This is a genomic window from Thiomicrospira sp. ALE5 (assembly GCF_900112445.1).
Classification (GTDB): Bacteria; Pseudomonadota; Gammaproteobacteria; order Thiomicrospirales; family Thiomicrospiraceae; genus Thiomicrospira.
This window is the reverse complement of record NZ_FOYY01000003.1, coordinates 638,046-654,285: the sequence shown is the minus strand read 5'-3', so window position 1 is coordinate 654,285 and position 16,240 is coordinate 638,046. Positions and strand designations below refer to the sequence as shown.

10 protein-coding genes are annotated in these 16,240 nt (G+C 48.6%); 6 read left to right on the top strand and 4 right to left on the bottom strand.

Going from position 1 to position 16,240, the window contains the following annotated elements; all coding sequences use genetic code 11:
- Window positions 1–4 precede the first annotated feature (4 nt).
- The gene (locus BM293_RS03315) at window positions 5–1,636 is read right to left on the bottom strand and encodes an acetolactate synthase large subunit (protein ID WP_093446794.1); all 1,632 of its coding nucleotides are present in this window, start codon (window positions 1,634–1,636) and stop codon (window positions 5–7) included.
- A gap of 188 nt (window positions 1,637–1,824) precedes the next feature.
- Between BM293_RS03315 and murJ the strand changes: the two genes are divergently transcribed.
- The 5 genes from murJ to BM293_RS10400 all read left to right on the top strand — a co-directional run bounded on the left by murJ (window position 1,825) and on the right by BM293_RS10400 (window position 8,349).
- Window positions 1,825–3,357 carry a murein biosynthesis integral membrane protein MurJ gene (murJ, locus tag BM293_RS03310; RefSeq protein ID WP_234968878.1) on the top strand — a complete coding sequence of 511 codons (1,533 nt, stop codon included), beginning with the start codon at window positions 1,825–1,827 and terminating at the stop codon, window positions 3,355–3,357.
- A gap of 73 nt (window positions 3,358–3,430) precedes the next feature.
- The gene (gene ribF / locus BM293_RS03305; RefSeq protein WP_093446791.1) at window positions 3,431–4,420 is read left to right on the top strand and encodes a bifunctional riboflavin kinase/FAD synthetase; all 990 of its coding nucleotides are present in this window, start codon (window positions 3,431–3,433) and stop codon (window positions 4,418–4,420) included.
- Window positions 4,395–7,223, top strand: coding sequence for an isoleucine--tRNA ligase (ileS, locus tag BM293_RS03300; RefSeq protein ID WP_093446790.1), 2,829 nt, complete (start codon window positions 4,395–4,397; stop codon window positions 7,221–7,223). The genes ribF and ileS overlap by 26 nt, the downstream gene beginning before the upstream one ends.
- Before the next feature lie 307 nt (window positions 7,224–7,530).
- Window positions 7,531–8,064: a signal peptidase II gene (gene lspA, locus BM293_RS03295; RefSeq protein ID WP_093446788.1), complete on the top strand. Its 534-nt coding sequence runs from the start codon at window positions 7,531–7,533 to the stop codon at window positions 8,062–8,064.
- 162 nt (window positions 8,065–8,226) lie between these two features.
- The gene (locus tag BM293_RS10400) at window positions 8,227–8,349 is read left to right on the top strand and encodes a hypothetical protein (protein WP_255360074.1); all 123 of its coding nucleotides are present in this window, start codon (window positions 8,227–8,229) and stop codon (window positions 8,347–8,349) included.
- A gap of 101 nt (window positions 8,350–8,450) precedes the next feature.
- Here BM293_RS10400 and BM293_RS03290 read toward each other — a convergent pair whose 3' ends face one another.
- From BM293_RS03290 to BM293_RS03280, 3 genes are read right to left on the bottom strand one after another with little or no spacing between them, the layout of a single operon-like run.
- The gene (locus BM293_RS03290) at window positions 8,451–11,528 is read right to left on the bottom strand and encodes an efflux RND transporter permease subunit (RefSeq protein WP_093446787.1); all 3,078 of its coding nucleotides are present in this window, start codon (window positions 11,526–11,528) and stop codon (window positions 8,451–8,453) included.
- A gap of 14 nt (window positions 11,529–11,542) precedes the next feature.
- On the bottom strand, window positions 11,543–12,664 hold the full coding sequence (locus BM293_RS03285) for an efflux RND transporter periplasmic adaptor subunit (RefSeq protein ID WP_234968877.1): 1,122 nt from the start codon (window positions 12,662–12,664) through the stop codon (window positions 11,543–11,545).
- A gap of 3 nt (window positions 12,665–12,667) precedes the next feature.
- Window positions 12,668–13,900, bottom strand: coding sequence for a lytic murein transglycosylase (locus tag BM293_RS03280; protein ID WP_093446785.1), 1,233 nt, complete (start codon window positions 13,898–13,900; stop codon window positions 12,668–12,670).
- Between the two features lie 119 nt (window positions 13,901–14,019).
- Between BM293_RS03280 and rlmKL the strand changes: the two genes are divergently transcribed.
- Window positions 14,020–16,227 (top strand): bifunctional 23S rRNA (guanine(2069)-N(7))-methyltransferase RlmK/23S rRNA (guanine(2445)-N(2))-methyltransferase RlmL, encoded by a 2,208-nt coding sequence (gene rlmKL, locus BM293_RS03275; protein WP_093446784.1) that lies wholly within the window; start codon window positions 14,020–14,022, stop codon window positions 16,225–16,227.
- Window positions 16,228–16,240 lie beyond the last annotated feature (13 nt).

Sequence of the window (16,240 nt, the reverse complement as noted above, 5' to 3'; positions counted from 1 at the left end):
CACCTCAGGTTGGACAGACTAGTTGACCTAAGCGTTCAGTGAGCTTCAGATTTTCCGAGTAGTCAACTGGACAATCTATAATGACGACACCTTGAGTCATTAACGCAGACTCAAGTGCTTGCTCTAGGCTGAAGTTTTCACTGACTTGTAGCCCCGTAGCACCAAAAGCATCGGCAAGCTTAACAAAGTCTGGGTTATTGAAAGCGATATTACTTTCGCGACCAAACTCATTGAGTTGCTTCCACTTGATTAACCCATAGCCACTGTCATTCCAAATTAAAACAACCATATCAAGTTGCAAGCGGACGGCTGTTTCAATTTCTTGGATATTCATTAAGAAGCCTGCATCGCCAGTAAGCGCCACCACTTTTCGTTCAGGATGTGCCAATTTAGCAGCCATGGCGCCAGGTAATGCAATGCCCATCGAGGCAAAACCGTTCGATATAATGCAGGTATTGGGTGCTTGAGCAGGATAGAGTCGCGCCATCCACATTTTATGGGCGCCGACATCACATATAACAATGTCTTGATCATCCAGTGCTTGGCGCAGGTCATAAATTGCTTTTTGAGGCTTGACTGGAAAACTGGCATCGTCAGCATATTGGCTTAACTCGTTATCAATCAGGCGTTTGATCGGACTCACATCGGTGATATGGGTGCGATTAACCTGTTGGCACAGTTGGTTGAGGCTTTCGTTTAAGTCGGCCACCACACCGACCGCCAGACTATAGAACTCATCCACTTCAGCGGGTTGCGAGTCAAGGTGGATAATGTGACAATCCGGATTGTGATTCCACAGGTGTGGGTGGTATTCAACAATATCATAACCAATACAAATAATGACATCGGCTCGATCAATACCGCAGGCGATGTAGTCACGCGCTTGCAATCCAATCGTGCCAAGAGCCAAAGGATGGCGGCAAGGTAAAATGCCTTTCGCCATAAAGGTATTAGTCACTGGGATCTGATGGCTTTCGGCAAATTTTGCTAAAGCCACACTGGCATTGTTGCGCACAATGCCATTGCCAGCAAGGATGATTGGATAACGAGCTTGGCTAATCAATTCGACCGCTTGAGCAATTTTATTGGGATGCGGGAAAGGCGCTTTTGGAGCTTGGGGCTTTAAGGGCAGTTTGTTAACGGGCATGGGTGCAATATTTTCGGGAAAGTCGATAAATGAGCAGCCAGGTTTTTCCATTTGTGCCACTTTAAACGCTTTGCGAACGACTTCAGGCACAATTTCGGGGCTTAAGATTTGTGTACTGTATTTGGTAATGGGTTGAAATAAGTTAACCAGATCAAGTACTTGGTGACTTTCTTTGTGCAGACGTGTTGTCGAAGCCTGACCTGCAATAGCGACGACTGGGGCATGATCCATATTGGCATCGGCCACGCCGGTGACTAGGTTTGTGGCGCCTGGTCCTAAGGTAGATAGGCAGACACCGGCTTTCCCGGTTAAGCGTCCATACACATCGGCCATAAACGCGCCGCCTTGTTCGTGACGCGTTAAGATAAATTGAATTGGACTATCCAGTAATGCATCCATAATATCGAGATTTTCTTCTCCCGGGATGCCAAAAATATACTCGACCCCCTCATTCTCAAGGCATTTTACCAGTAGCTCTGCTGCGTTCATGGTTAATGTCTCCAATAATCTATGTTTATAAATGTGCTCTAGAATTCTGTTTTAACGTTTAACCGTTTAACTCAGATGTGTTTAGGTACAGCTTAACCTAGCCTCTGTTAAAATGGTCATACTTTTCGCTATTAAATTGTGATACTAATTTGGCAAATCTGGTTAAAGCAACGTTAAGTGTCGGCGGCATGACCTTTATATCACGCATTTTGGGTTTTGTGCGCGATATGGTGATTGCCCGTTTTTTTGGCGCATCCGCAGGCGCTGATGCGTTTTTTGTTGCCTTTAAAATCCCTAACTTTTTTCGGCGCCTATTTGCTGAGGGTGCTTTTTCACAAGCCTTTGTGCCGGTATTGGCGGAGACTAAAGAGCATCGTGGCCATGAGGCAGTGCGCCATCTCGTCGCTGCGATTGGCTTGCGACTGGGTTTTATTTTATTAATCTTAACCCTATTCGGGGTGTTCGGTGCATCCTTGTGGATGACGGTGTTTGCACCAGGCTTTCGCAGTGATCCAGAAAAATTTGCCCTTGCGACCGCCATGTTGCAACTCACTTTTCCCTATTTGTTATTAATCTCCTTAGTGGCCTTGTCGTCGGCGCTGATGAATACCTATAACAAATTTGCTGTACCGGCCTTTACACCGGTTTGGTTAAATCTGGTATTGATTGGTTGTGCGATCTGGTTGGCGCCACAACTTGAGGAACCGGTGATGGCGTTGGCTTGGGGGGTGTTATTAGCAGGCCTGGTGCAGTTGTTGTTTCATTTGCCATTTTTGTGGCAGATGAATTTATTACCCAAGCCCACCTTGGCGTCGGATCCAGGTGTCGGTGAAGTTAAGCGTTTAATGTTGCCCGCCTTGTTTGGCGTCTCAGTGGCACAGATTAATCTATTAGTCGATACGATTTTAGCCTCGTTTTTGGTGACAGGTAGTGTGTCTTGGCTCTATTATTCCGACCGGTTAATGGAATTCCCGTTGGGAGTCTTTGGTGTGGCACTAGCCACTGTGGTATTGCCGGGCTTATCTAAAAAAGCGGCGCGGGCTGATTGGGCGGGTTTTAAACGTGACCTTGATTTTGCGCTCAAGCTCGTGGTGTTGATTGCACTACCCGCGATGATCGGCTTGTTGTTGCTCGCGCACCCGTTACTGGTTACTTTGTTCTTTTACGGTGAATTTACCGCCTTTGATGCGCTAATGTCGAGTCACAGCTTAATGGCCTATTCACTTGGTTTACTGGGGTTCATTTTAGTAAAGGTACTCGCGCCCGCGTTTTATTCCCGCAAAGAGATGAAAACGCCGGTCAAAATCGCAGTGGTAGCCCTGGTCAGTAATATTATTTTGAATTTAATCTTGATTGGTCCTTTGGCGCATGTGGGTTTGGCCCTAGCGACGTCAATCTCCGCAATGCTGAATGCTGGGTTGCTCTATTATTTTTTGCTTAAACAAGGCGTTTTTAGTTTGCAAACTCCTTGGCGAGCTTTTTTGCTGCAAGTGAGTTTCGGCTTAATTGCGATGATGACAGTGATTCTGCTGATCAATCCAGAGCAGCAGGCCTGGTTAGCGTTTAATGCTTGGCAGCGGGTCAGTTGGTTACTAGGTATGATTGCACTGGCGATGCTGGCGTATTTAGTGACCATGATGGTGGTCGGTTTTCGGCCAAAAGCGTTTTTACGCCAGCTTAAAGTTGGCAAAGATAAGCCAGAAAACCTTGACCTGACGTGAATGCGAAAGGGTTACAGCCTGAGCTGAATCCGTTATAATCGCGGTTTATTTTTAAAGCGACCTGCCGTTTGCTATGCGTTTAATTCGTGGCCTTCATAACATTAACCAGTTTACTGCCGATTTTGCACAGGGCAGCGTGGTCACCATTGGCAATTTCGATGGCACTCACCTCGGTCATCAATGTGTGTTGGCGCAGGTAAAACAGCAAGCGCAAGCGCTGAATTTACCGAGTGTGGCGATGGTGTTTGAACCCTTTCCGATTGAGTATTTTCGACCGGAACAGGCGCCGGTTCGGCTGATGAACTTGCGCGAAAAAGTGCGTGCGCTGGCAGACGTGGGCATTGATTATTTGCTGTGTGTCAGCTTTAATCGCCAATTTGCCGCCCAAAGCGCGGTCGATTTCGTCACGCAGATTTTGCACCAGCAGTTACAGGTGCGCCATTTGGTGATAGGCGACGATTTTAAGTTTGGTTATCAGCGTCAGGGCGATTTTGCCTTTTTGCGCCAATGCGGTGCGCAGATGGGATTCAGTGTCAGCGCCATGCCGACCTTTAATCTTGACGGCGCGCGCGTGAGCAGTACGCGGGTACGCCAGGTGCTGGCCAAGCCGGATTTGGCCGAGGCCGCAAGGCTGATGGGGCAGGGATTTCGGTTTGAAGGGCGCGTCATTCACGGTCAAAAACTGGGGCGCACCATTGGTTTTCCGACCTTAAACCTGAACCCTAAGCGCTTGCAAATGCCCGTCAGCGGCGTGTTTGCCGTCAGGGTTGCAGGCCTGAGTGAGCAACCTTGGCCCGGTGTCGCTAATATAGGTGTGCGCCCCACAGTGCATGGCCAGCGGCCATCAATTGAAGTGCATTTATTTGACTGGCATAAAATGGTATACGGCGCCCACGTTGAAGTGCGCCTTGAGGCGTTTATTCGCCCAGAAATGAAATTCAGTGGTTTGCCCGCACTCCAAGCACAGATTGCGCAGGATGCCGAGCAGGCCAAATTGTTATTAATCAATTCAAATCATTCAATTTTGAGTAGCGAACATGACCGATTACAAAGCAACGCTTAACCTTCCCGAAACCGACTTCCCGATGCGTGGCGGTTTGCCACAGCGCGAGCCTAAGCAGGTGCAGGCCTGGTTGAATGACGATCTGTATCAAACCGTGCGTCAGGCGATGGCGGGGCGGCCCAAGTTTATTTTGCATGATGGTCCACCCTATGCCAATGGTGATATTCATATCGGTCACGCGGTCAATAAAGTGCTGAAAGACATGATTGTTAAATCTAAAGGCTTGAGCGGCTTTGATGCGCCGTTTGTGCCGGGCTGGGATTGTCATGGTTTGCCGATTGAATTGAATGTTGAGAAAAAACACGGCAAGGTCGGCGTCAAGCTTAATGAGCGTGAATTCCGCCAAGCCTGCCGCGATTATGCGCAAAGCCAGGTTGAAGGTCAGATGAAGGATTTTCAACGCTTAGGGATTATGGCCGATTGGAACAATCCTTATTTAACCAAGGCGTTTGATTTTGAAGCCAATGAAGTACGCGCCTTAGCGAAAATCATTGAAAAAGGTCATCTGGTCAAAGGCACCAAGCCGGTTTATTGGTCGATTGGTGGTCGTTCGGCGCTCGCGGAAGCGGAAGTAGAATACGACGAAAAACGCTCCAATGCGATTGATGTGCGCTTTAAGGTGATCGACGAAGCCGCGTTTTTTGAGCGCTGTCATCATATTGAAGACCACACAGGTGAAGGCCCCATTTCGGTGGTGATCTGGACGACCACGCCTTGGACCTTGCCCGCTAACCAAGCGGTGGCGATTCACCCTGAGTTGGAATATGCGTTGGTGCAGGTTGAAACCAAACAGGGCAAAGAACGCCTGTTCATGGCGGAAGCTTTGATTAAAGATGTGATGGCGAAATGTGATATCGAGCATTATCGTGTTGTGGCCTATGGTCGCGGCGATCAGTTTGATTTAATCCGCTTGCAGCATCCGTTTTATGAGCGCATTGTGCCGATGATTTTGGGTGAGCATGTCACCACCGATGCCGGTACCGGTTGTGTGCATACCGCACCGGGGCATGGTCAAGACGACTTTATTGTGGGCTTAAAATACGATTTAGAGGTGGATTGCCCGGTCGATGGTTCGGGTAACTTCGTGGCTGGCACACCCTTGTTTGAAGGCTTGAATGTACTTAAAGCCGATGAGGCGGTGTTGGACGTTTTGCGTGAGCGCGGTGCGTTATTGCATCATGAAGCGATTCGCCATAGCTATCCGCATTGCTGGCGTACCAAAACACCGTTGATTTTCCGTGCCACGCCGCAATGGTTTATTAGCATGGATCAACAAGGTCTGCGTGCCAGTGCGATGGAGGCGATTAAAACCGTGCAATGGGTGCCGGATTGGGGGCAAAACCGCATTGAAGGCATGATTGACGGCCGCCCGGATTGGTGTATTTCGCGCCAGCGTTTATGGGGTGTGCCGATTTGTATTTTTGTGCATAAAGTCAGCGGCGAAATGCACCCGCGCACCACCGAACTGATGGAGTTGGTTGCACAGCGGATTGAACAGCAGTCGATTGATGCCTGGTATGAGTTAGATGCCCGTGAGTTGTTGGGTGATGAGGCCGATGACTATGAAAAAGTACAGGATATTTTGGATGTCTGGTTTGATTCTGGCGTGACCCATTTTGCCGTTTGTCAGCAGCGCGATGAACTGCATGCGCCTGCAGATTTATATTTAGAAGGGTCGGATCAGCATCGTGGTTGGTTCCAATCGTCACTTTTGACTGGCATGGCGATGAACAATGCCGCGCCTTATAAGCAGGTGCTAACCCACGGCTTTACGGTGGATAAAGACGGCAAAAAAATGTCCAAGTCGAAAGGCAATGTGGTCGCGCCGCAAAAAATCGCCGATACGCTCGGGGCGGATATTTTGCGCCTGTGGATTTCGGCCGCCGATTACCGCTATGAAATGACGGTATCGGACGAAATTATCAGCCGCACAGCCGATGCTTATCGCCGAATTCGCAATACGGCACGTTTCCTATTGGCGAACTTGAATGGCTTTAATCCGGCTACGGATTTGGTCGCCTATGAGGATTTATTGCCACTCGATAAATGGGCGGTCGGCCATGCGCATCAATTGCAGCAGCAGATTGTGGAATCCTATGAGCAATATCATTTCCATCAGATTTATCAAGCGGTGTCGCATTTCTGCTCGATAGAAATGGGCGCGTTTTATTTAGACGTGATCAAGGATCGTCAATATACCTGTAAAACCGACGGTTTGGCGCGGCGTTCTGCACAAACTGCCTTGTATCACATTATCGAAGCCATGACGCGCTGGATTGCACCGATCTTGAGCTTTACCGCTGAAGAAATTTGGCAGTATATTCCGGGCGAACGTGAAAAAACCGTATTTGTGGCGACCTGGTATCAAGGTTTAACGGCGTTAGATGAAAGCGCTGAGATGAACTCGGCTTATTGGGCGCAGATGATAGAGGTGCGTTCTGCGGTCGCTAAGCGCCTGGAAGAGTTGCGTAATGCTGGAGAAATTAAAGCCAGCCTCACCGCACAGGTTAAACTCTATGCTGATGGCGCACTCTATAACGCATTGGCCAAGTTACAAGACGAGTTGCGTTTTGTATTGATTACCTCCTACGCGCAGGTCTTGCCGCTGGCAGAGAAATCCGCCACCGCCGTTGAATCGGAATTAGATGGCTTGTGGCTTGATGCACAAGCGGTGCAGGCCGAAAAATGCCCACGTTGCTGGCATCATCGTGAAGACATCGGTGTCGATGCTGATCATCCAGAACTGTGTCAGCGTTGTGTCGATAACGTCGTCGGCGACGGCGAAGTGCGTCACTTTGCTTGATATTGGCTTAAACCGCTGATTTCTGCGCGACTAGGTTATGCCCTTGCTCCTTCGGCTTTTTTCTTCGAAAAAAGAGGCGTCGCTAGAGCATAACCTAGCCTCTTGCAAATTAGAGCGAGTCGAAAGCGCTTAGATTGCTAGTCAACCTAGCCTCTTGCACATTAGAGCGAGTCGAAAGCACTTTGATTGCAAGAGCACAATCCAGCCGTTTACACGTTAGAGCAAGTCGAAAGCATAAGATGCAAATCTTGAGTACAACTTTATAGTCCAAGACAAAACTGCAAGACTTATCACGCAAGGTAATGAGATGCCGAATCTAAAATTAATTGTTGCGCAAACCGGGTTACGTTATCTGTGGTTAGCAGGCCTGGTGTTGCTGCTCGATCAAATCACCAAGTACCTGGCGGTTAGCTATTTGACCTTTGGTGAGCCTCTGGCAGTGATGCCACATTTTAACCTGACGCTGGTGTATAACTATGGCGCAGCCTTTAGCTTTTTAGCGGATATGGGCGGCTGGCAGCGTTGGTTTTTTGTCGTTTTAGCTATTATGATTAGCTTTGTGCTGCTGTTTTGGTTAAGTAAACTCAAAGCTAAACCGACCTTTGAAGTCTTGGGTTTGCAGTTAATTTTGGCCGGCGCGATCGGCAATTTGATTGATCGGTTGCTGTTTGGCAAGGTCACCGATTTTCTTGATTTCTATTATGGCAGTTGGCACTATGCCACCTTTAATATCGCGGACGTGGGCATTACGGTCGGTGCGGCGATGTTGATTATCTATGAGTTCTTTTTGCGTCCCAAAGACAAAAAATACCCCGGGAAAACCGCCGTGAGCAATACCTAGTGGTGTTGGCTAAATGGTCATTTACACTGGCAAGCTCAATATTTAGCCGCCTTGCCTAGTGATCACTCACAACGGTTTTTTCAATTTTTATATGACTGTTTTGAAAGGCACCACAGGCCTGGTGCTTAAAAAGTCGATGTTGTATTTGAGCGATGCGATATATTGCCAACCGATCATTGTGTCGGATTGCGTGCGAGCGTCGCTCCCGTTCCAGAAGGCAGCGACGACTATGGCTTAGCTTTTGGCTTGGGGCAACTCGCTGCGCTCAAACAATCCCCAAGCTGATCAAAAGCCTTCGCGCAGTCTTTCGCAACCCTTCTTCCAAAGTCGCTCAGCCACGCACCCAATCCGCTTATACAAAACGAAGTATCACCAGGCCTTGTGAACTATGCCGGTTTAACTTTAAACCAGGCGCTGTACAGAGCCGGCAAAAATAACAGTGTTAAGAGCGTTCCGACCGTAATACCGCCTATGAGAACATAGGCTAATGGCCCCCAGAAAGTGGAGGTGGTAAGCGGAATAAAAGCCAGCACAGCTGCAAGTGCAGTCAATACGACTGGGCGAGCTCGTCGCACTGTTGCATCGACCACGGCATCATAATCATTGAGTCCATGGCGTTTGTTGTCGTCTATCTGTCCAACGAGTATCAGTGTATTGCGCATCAGAATCCCTGCTAGACCAATTAAGCCCAGCGTGGCAACAAACCCGAAAGGTTGCGAAAACAGCAGTAACGCTGCCACGGCTCCAATCAAGCCTAGCGGTGCGGTTAACAAAACCATCAGGGTGCCACTAAATGAGCGCATCATCAGCATAATCAATGTAATCATCAAAATCACCATTACCGGCATTAGCGCTTGTATTGAGCTTTCAGCTTTTGCCGATTCTTCAATAGAGCCGCCAATTTCAATCCGATAGCCTGGTGGTAAGGTCTGATTAAGCGTTTCAAGTTTTGGCCAGATTTCAAAGGTCACATCGGGTGGCTGCGCACCGGATTTAATTTCACTGTTGACCGATAAATAAGGAGTGCGATTACGGCGTTTTAATACCGGGTCTTCATAGGCGATGACCAGTTCGGCGAGTTGCGACAATGGCAGGCTTTGTCCGGTGGGTGTGGTGACTAATAAACTGGCAAGTTGTTCGAGGTTAATTTCCTCGCGTTTATCAGCGCGTGCAACCAGTGCGACACTGCGGGTATCGATACGGAGTTCGGTCAGGCTTTGTCCCTGGAGCGCAAATTGCAGTTGCTGGTGCAGCGTTTGACGCGTAAAGCCAAGTTGTGCCAAGCGTTGTAGGTCAAATTCAAGTTGCACCACCGGGGCTCGTTGACCATAATCCAAGTGAGGTTCAAGCGTGGCAGGGTGGGCATCAACAACATCACGAACCTGATTAGCGATATCGCGCAAGACTAAAGGGTCATCGCCCATCACGCGAAAGGTTATGGGCCAGGCCACGGGCGGACCATACAGCAGGGGATGAACACGCACACGGGCATCAGGAAAGGCGCCGTCATTAATTAAGCTTTGCAAACGCGCTTGCAGCTGATCGCGTTCATAGCGGTCACCAGTGATGGCAATAATTTTAGCAAAAGCCGGGTTGGGTAATTCGGGATTAAGCGCCATAAAAAATCGTGGGGCGCCTGCGCCAATGTAGCTTGCCAGCGATTGTACCTCAGGTTGTTCATTTAAGATGGCTTCCATCCGTTGGGCAACCGCATCGGTGGTAGCAAAAGCCGAGCCTTCGGGAAGATAAATGTCGATCATCAGTTCAGGGCGGTCAGAGCTGGGGAAAAACTGTTTCTCAACTTTTTTGGCCATGCCGATGATGGCCAAGACAAACAGCACAAAGGTAAAGATTAGGATGCTTTTGCGATAGTTTACACAGCCTTGGACAATCCGGCGCAGTGCTTGGTAACCTTTGGTTTGGTAGGCTTGATCTGCGGCAAGATTGTTAGTATCAAGGTGCGTCGGTGCGCCAGGATGGTTTTTTAATAATTTCACCCCAAGATAGGGGGTGAAAATAACCGCAACAATCCATGACGCCACGAGTGAAATCGCGAGCACCCAAAAAATATTGCCGGCATATTCACCTACATTGGAAGCGGCAAAGCCAATCGGGACAAATCCTGCGGTAGTAATGAGGGTGCCGACTAGCATTGGCATGGCGGTCACCGACCAGGCATAGGAAGCGGCTTTAACCTTATCCAAGCCTTCTTCAATTTTAACCAGCATCATTTCAATCGCGATAATCGCATCATCGACAAGTAGTCCCAGTGCCAGGATTAACGCCCCAAGCGTAATACGATCTAAGTTTTTGCCAGTTAGCATCATAATAAAGAAGGTAATCGCTAAAGTCAGCGGCACCGCGAGCGCGACCACCAGGCCTGCTCGCAGGCCGAGTGCCAAAAAGCTCACTAGCATCACCACACCCAATGCCATTAAAAACTTGAGCTGAAATTCATCGACAGCCAAGCGGATAGCGTTGGCTTGATTGGTTATTTGCTCAAAAATAATGTCTGCAGGCAGTTGCGCTTGCAGGCTTGCTTCAATTGCGTGCAGGTTTTTGCCAAGAGTTAAACCATTAAAACCGGGTTTCATCACCACGCCAAGCATTAAGGCTTCTTGGCCCTGATCTCGAATGATATAACTGGGTGGATCTTGAAAAGCACGTGTCACTTCAGCAATCTCACCTAGGGCAATGACTTGATTGCCAAGTTGAATAGGCAGTTGGCGCAACTGGTTTAAATCACCCATGTCTTGATTAAGACGCAGATAGGTTCGACCGGCGGCGGTTTCAATGAAGCCGGCGGGCAGCAATTGATTTTGGGCAGCGAGGGCATCAAAAACGCTTTGCGGTGCGAGATTAAGTTGCGCTAATCGATCCAGGTTTAAATCAACCTGAACTTGTTGTGGCCGTTCGCCCAATAGGTTTACCTTTTGGACCCCCGGCACGCGTAATAATTGGTCACGCAGTTGTTCGGCTGGTTGAATCAGTTCATATTGCGGGCGATTCGCTGAAGTGAGTGCATAAAGACTAAAATAAACATCGGCAAAGTCATCGTTGACGACCGGTCCAATAACACCGCGTGGCAATCGAGGGGCTTCATCGAGCATACGTTTGCGCACTTCATAAAACACATTTTGTACTTCAGCGGCCGGCGTTTCGTCGAGGAATTGAATTTGCATGACCACCAGGCCTGGTCGTGCCGTGGTTTCAACGCGATCAAAAAAAGGCACTTCTTGAATGCGCTTTTCTAACCGGTCGGCCACTTGTTGTTGCATCTCTAATGCGGATGCGCCCGGCCATTGCGCGGACACGGTCATCACTTTAATCGTAAAGCTTGGATCCTCTGCGCGACCTAAGCTTACAAAGGCATATAAGCCAGCTAGTGACACGAGGATAATAAAATAGAGCGTGATGGCGCGTTCACGCACCGCCCATGCCGATAGATTAAAGCGTTCAAACATGTGCGAATTTCCTTTTAATCATTGAGGATGCGGACAGCTTGATCAGGTTGCAGGCGATGCACGCCATGCCGAACAATTTTGCTATCATCAGCTAAGGTGGGTTGGATAAGTGCCACCCCGTTATGCAGCCGAACTAGCGAAACTTCAGTGAGTTGCGTTTTATTGTTAATGATTTGCCAGACATGAGGGCCCTGACCAAGATCAATCAGCGCGCTGCCAGGTATTTGTTGTAATTGATTGGGTAAGGGTTGCTCAAAGGTGACCGAATAGCGTTCACCCAGTGGGAGCTTCGCTAGGGCTTGCTGCGCTACGGTATCATCAGGGCTGGCTTTATAGCGTACTGCAAATAGACCGGTTGCAGGGTCGGCTAGGGGTTCTTGCTCAAATAAGCGCAACTCAAATGCGCCTGTCGGGGTGTTGAGCTTAGCCTGTTTGGGCAGCGCAGCCATGCGATGCGCAGGTAGATGCGTGAGAACAATCAGTTTATCAGTTTGAATTAGCTCAAGTAGAATCTGGCCGGGTTGTATTTGTTGGCCGGGTTCAATCATTACTTGGTTAATGCGGCCTGAGACCGGTGCCTTGAGCTGGGTGTAGTCAATTTGACGATTGGCTAGGGCACGCTCTTGGTTGAGGCGTGCAAGTTGTGCCGCTAGGCTTTCGATGCGGGTTTCGATTTGATCGACATCTTGCTCTGAGACCAGTTCACGTTTAAGCATTGCCTTTAAGCGATCACGATCACTAAAAGCTAAACGCTGATCGGCTTCAACTTGTTTGATGCTAGCATCAAGACTATTGCGCTTGAGGACAAAATCCTCGGCATCCAAGCGTATCAGAGTGGTGCCTTGATTCACCTGATCACCTCGTGTTACAAGCCGTTCAGTTACCCGGCCACCAACTTCCATGCTCAGTAAAATTTGTTGTGCAGGCAGCAGTTGCCCAAGTGCTTGCCATTGCTCACGTTCAACAAATATCACATCACTGACCTCAACAGGGATACTGGTGTGCTGCTGTGGCATTGGAGCATCTGAATCCGTGTTGTTCTGCTCCCCATCTGAACATCCCGCTAGGGTAAGCATCAGTAGCATCACGCCGGCGGTTAACTTTTTAGTGGACATTCTGACCTCTCTAATCATCATGATTTAGCCTGGTGAAGGAGCTTGTTGTAGCAACTGTAGCATGCGCGGACTTGGAAAGCCGTCGGCTGGTAGTCCTTGTTTGACTTGGAATTGGCGTAATCCACCTCGGGTACGCTGTCCAGCAATGCCATCAGCGCGCCCAACATCAAAGCCGAGTCGGTTTAAGTGGTTTTGGAGCGCAATGACGTCGTCTCGACTCATAGCCGCATCATCAGCAGGTGCTTTTGCAACCAGGCCTGGTTGATGACGAATTTGGTCAGCAATCAAGCCGACTGCAAGGGCATAGTTGTTTGAGTTATTCCAACGTTTGATGACATTAAAGTTATGAAACACGAGGAAAGCAGGACCACGATAGTCGCCGGGTAGCAGCAGAGCAGCTGACATATCTGCTGGTGTAGCATCCGTCAGTTTGGTACCTGATGCACGAGTAATGCCAAGCGAGGCCCATTCCGCTATGCTGCGTTGCGTGCGGCCATCTGCAAGTGCATAATCAAAGCCTTTTGGTAGTCTAATTTCATAGCCCCAGTCTTGGCCTTCACGCCATCCCAGACGATTTAAAAAATGCCCAGAAGAGTGAAACACATCGTCGAGACTATTAAAAAGATCTTTGCGACCACTGCCGTCACCATCCACCGTGTAGTGAATATAATTAGATGGCATAAATTGGGTATGTCCCAAGGCACCCGCCCAAGAGCCTTTCATTTGGTCTAGGGTTAAATGCCCTTCCTCAAGAATGCGCAATGCATACAACAGTTGTTCAGTAAAAAACGCACTGCGACGTGGATCATAGGCTAGGGTAGCGAGGGCTTCAATAGTCGGGGTATTGCCGGTAAAGCCGCCAAAATTGGTTTCCATCGCCCAAAATGACAATAAATAGGCGTCTGGGATGCCATAACGTGCAGTGACAGTGCCCAGTAGTTCTGCATGTTGTTGCCTGAGTAATCGCCCGCGCTCAATACGAAGTGGGGTGACGGTCATATCAATGTACTGCCAGAAAGTACGCGTAAATTCTGGTTGACGACGATCGAGTTCGAGGACACGTTCATTGAGTTGAACATTCGCAAAAGCCATGTCAAAGGTTGCTTCGCTAATGCCGGCGCTGAGTGCTTGGGGTTTAAACTCTTGGATCCAGCGTTGAAAATCGGCTTGATTTTGTGCCACTTGCGCACTCACTTGCCAAGGCAGTAGTAAGCTAATTAAAACAAATCCGTACTGAATAAATCGCGTATGAGCCATAGACTGTCCAGTTTAATCACAAATTTTAATTGGTAATGACGCTTATTCTAACGAAAGCCAAAGCCAAAAAAGGTAAAATTAACACAAGTTTGTCAATCATTGAAAGTTAAGTAGGGTAAATGAAATTTTTTGCGACCGCGCCAAACGGGTTATCTGAGTTATTAAAAGAAGAGTTACAGGCCTTAGGCGCGCAAGCTGTCAAAGCACAACCACGCGGCGTCAGCTTCGAGGGCGGGTTGGTCGATGGTTATCGTGCCTGTTTATGGTCGCGCTTGGCCAATCATGTGTATCTAGTGTTGTTGGAAACTGAGCTGGATACCCAAGAGGATCTGTATGCCAGTGTTCGTGCGCTCGATTGGTCCAAGCACATGACCGCAGATCATAGTTTTGCGATTTCGTTTACCGGCAAGGGTATGGGAATTGATCATACCCACTTTGGCGCGTTAAAAATCAAGGATGCGCTGGTCGATTATTTTCGCGATAACACCGGCCATCGCCCGGCAGTAGACCGTGATTATCCCGATATTCAATTGCACGGCCATTTAAACCGTAATCAATTCACCTTGAGTTTAGATTTGTCCGGTCATAGTTTGCACCAGCGAGGTTATCGTGAAGGTCAGCAAGTCAAAGCGCCGTTAAAAGAAAACGTCGCAGCGGCGATTTTGATTCGCGCCGGTTGGCCAGAGCTGGCCGCGCAGGGTGCACCGTTATTTGATCCGATGTGCGGTTCGGGTACGTTTTTAATTGAAGCGGCCATGATTGCATCAGATACTGCACCAGGCCTGGCTAAGGCGCAAGATATGGGCTTTTTATCCTGGTTAGGTCATCAGCGTGAGATTTGGGATGGCTTGGTTAAGGATGCGGTGCAACGTGAAGCTGCAGGCCTGGTGAAGATTCCAAAAATCTATGGCTCGGATGCCCATCCCGGTGCGGTAAAAATTGCCCGCCAAGCAGTGCAGCAAGCCGGTTATGCCGATGTGATTGAGGTGAACGTCGCCAAATTGGGTGAACATGCGTTTGATACAGAGGTCGCAGTAGGTCGAAAAGGCCTGGTGGTGACCAACCCTCCTTACGGCGAACGCCTAGGCGAAGAAGATGAAGTTAAAGCCTTGTATGTGCAAATCGGTGAAACCTTAAAGCGTCAGTTTGTTGGCTGGCAAGCAGCGGTGTTGACCTGTAACAAGGAATTGGGCCTCTATTTAGGTTTAAAAGCCAAACGTGATCATGCATTTTTTAATGGTGCAATGGAGTGTAAGCTATTCCGTTTTGAGGTTGAAGAAGAATTTTTCCGCCAACCTGCGTTAAAAGCGGGGGCAGATTTAGCTTCAGAAGTCGAAATGTCGATGGCCGACTTAGCAAACACCGAAGGTGCGCAGATGTTTGCCAATCGGTTGCGCAAGAACTTAAAAACTCTGCGTAAATGGGCCGACCGTAATAAGGTGTTGGCCTATCGGGTCTATGATGCCGATATGCCAGAATATGCCTTGGCGATTGATTATTACCATACGCTTGAAGCCGGTGAATGGTTGGTGGTGAATGAGTATGCCGCACCGAAAACGGTGAATGCGGCGAAAGCCAAGCGTCGTTTGTATGAGGCGATGGCGGTCTTGCCAGAGGTGTTTGGCATAACCGCTGAAAAAGTGGTGTATAAGGTTCGCCAAAAACAAAAAGGTACAAGCCAATACGAGAAGCTCGAAGAGCGCAAAGATTATTTTACGATTATCGAAAACGACACCAAGGTGCGGGTTAACTTTACCGATTACTTAGATACCGGTTTATTTTTAGATCACCGCGATGTGCGCGCCCTGGTCGCCAAGCTCGCGAAGGGCAAGGATTTATTGAACCTGTTTTGTTATACCGCCACCGCGACCGCACAAGCGGCGGTGGCGGGTGCTAAAAACTCGCTCAGTGTCGATATGTCGAAAACCTATCTTTATTGGGCGAAGCATAATTTTATGACCAATAATATTGATTTGCACCATCATCAATTGCTACAAGAAGATGTGGTCGCTTGGCTAAAAAATCCGCCCGAAATGGCGCCGTTTGATGTGATTTTCCTTGATCCGCCTTCATTTTCAACTTCCAAGCGAATGGAAGGCGTATTGGATATTCAACGTGATCATGTTGAGCTGATAAAACAAGCCGGTGCATTATTGGCGGCGGATGGCGTATTGGTGTTTTCCAATAATATGCAGAAATTTAAACTTGATACCGAGGCGTTAAGTGACTGGCAGATTGAAGATATCACCCGTAAAACCCTGCCGGAAGATTTTAAACGCAGCCCGAAAATTCACCAGGCCTGGTTGTTACAAAAGGTTGGGGGTTGACCATGTTAATCAC

What these genes read in the sequence shown, in the direction of transcription:
- rlmKL (WP_093446784.1), top strand. Translation starts at nt 14,020, where the DNA reads ATGAAATTTTTTGCGACCGCGCCAAACGGGTTATCTGAGTTATTAAAA.
- BM293_RS03315 (WP_093446794.1), bottom strand. Translation starts at nt 1,636, where the DNA reads ATGAACGCAGCAGAGCTACTGGTAAAATGCCTTGAGAATGAGGGGGTC.
- murJ (WP_234968878.1), top strand. Translation starts at nt 1,825, where the DNA reads ATGACCTTTATATCACGCATTTTGGGTTTTGTGCGCGATATGGTGATT.
- BM293_RS03285 (WP_234968877.1), bottom strand. Translation starts at nt 12,664, where the DNA reads ATGATGATTAGAGAGGTCAGAATGTCCACTAAAAAGTTAACCGCCGGC.
- BM293_RS03280 (WP_093446785.1), bottom strand. Translation starts at nt 13,900, where the DNA reads ATGGCTCATACGCGATTTATTCAGTACGGATTTGTTTTAATTAGCTTA.
- BM293_RS03290 (WP_093446787.1), bottom strand. Translation starts at nt 11,528, where the DNA reads ATGTTTGAACGCTTTAATCTATCGGCATGGGCGGTGCGTGAACGCGCC.
- ileS (WP_093446790.1), top strand. Translation starts at nt 4,395, where the DNA reads ATGACCGATTACAAAGCAACGCTTAACCTTCCCGAAACCGACTTCCCG.
- ribF (WP_093446791.1), top strand. Translation starts at nt 3,431, where the DNA reads ATGCGTTTAATTCGTGGCCTTCATAACATTAACCAGTTTACTGCCGAT.
- lspA (WP_093446788.1), top strand. Translation starts at nt 7,531, where the DNA reads ATGCCGAATCTAAAATTAATTGTTGCGCAAACCGGGTTACGTTATCTG.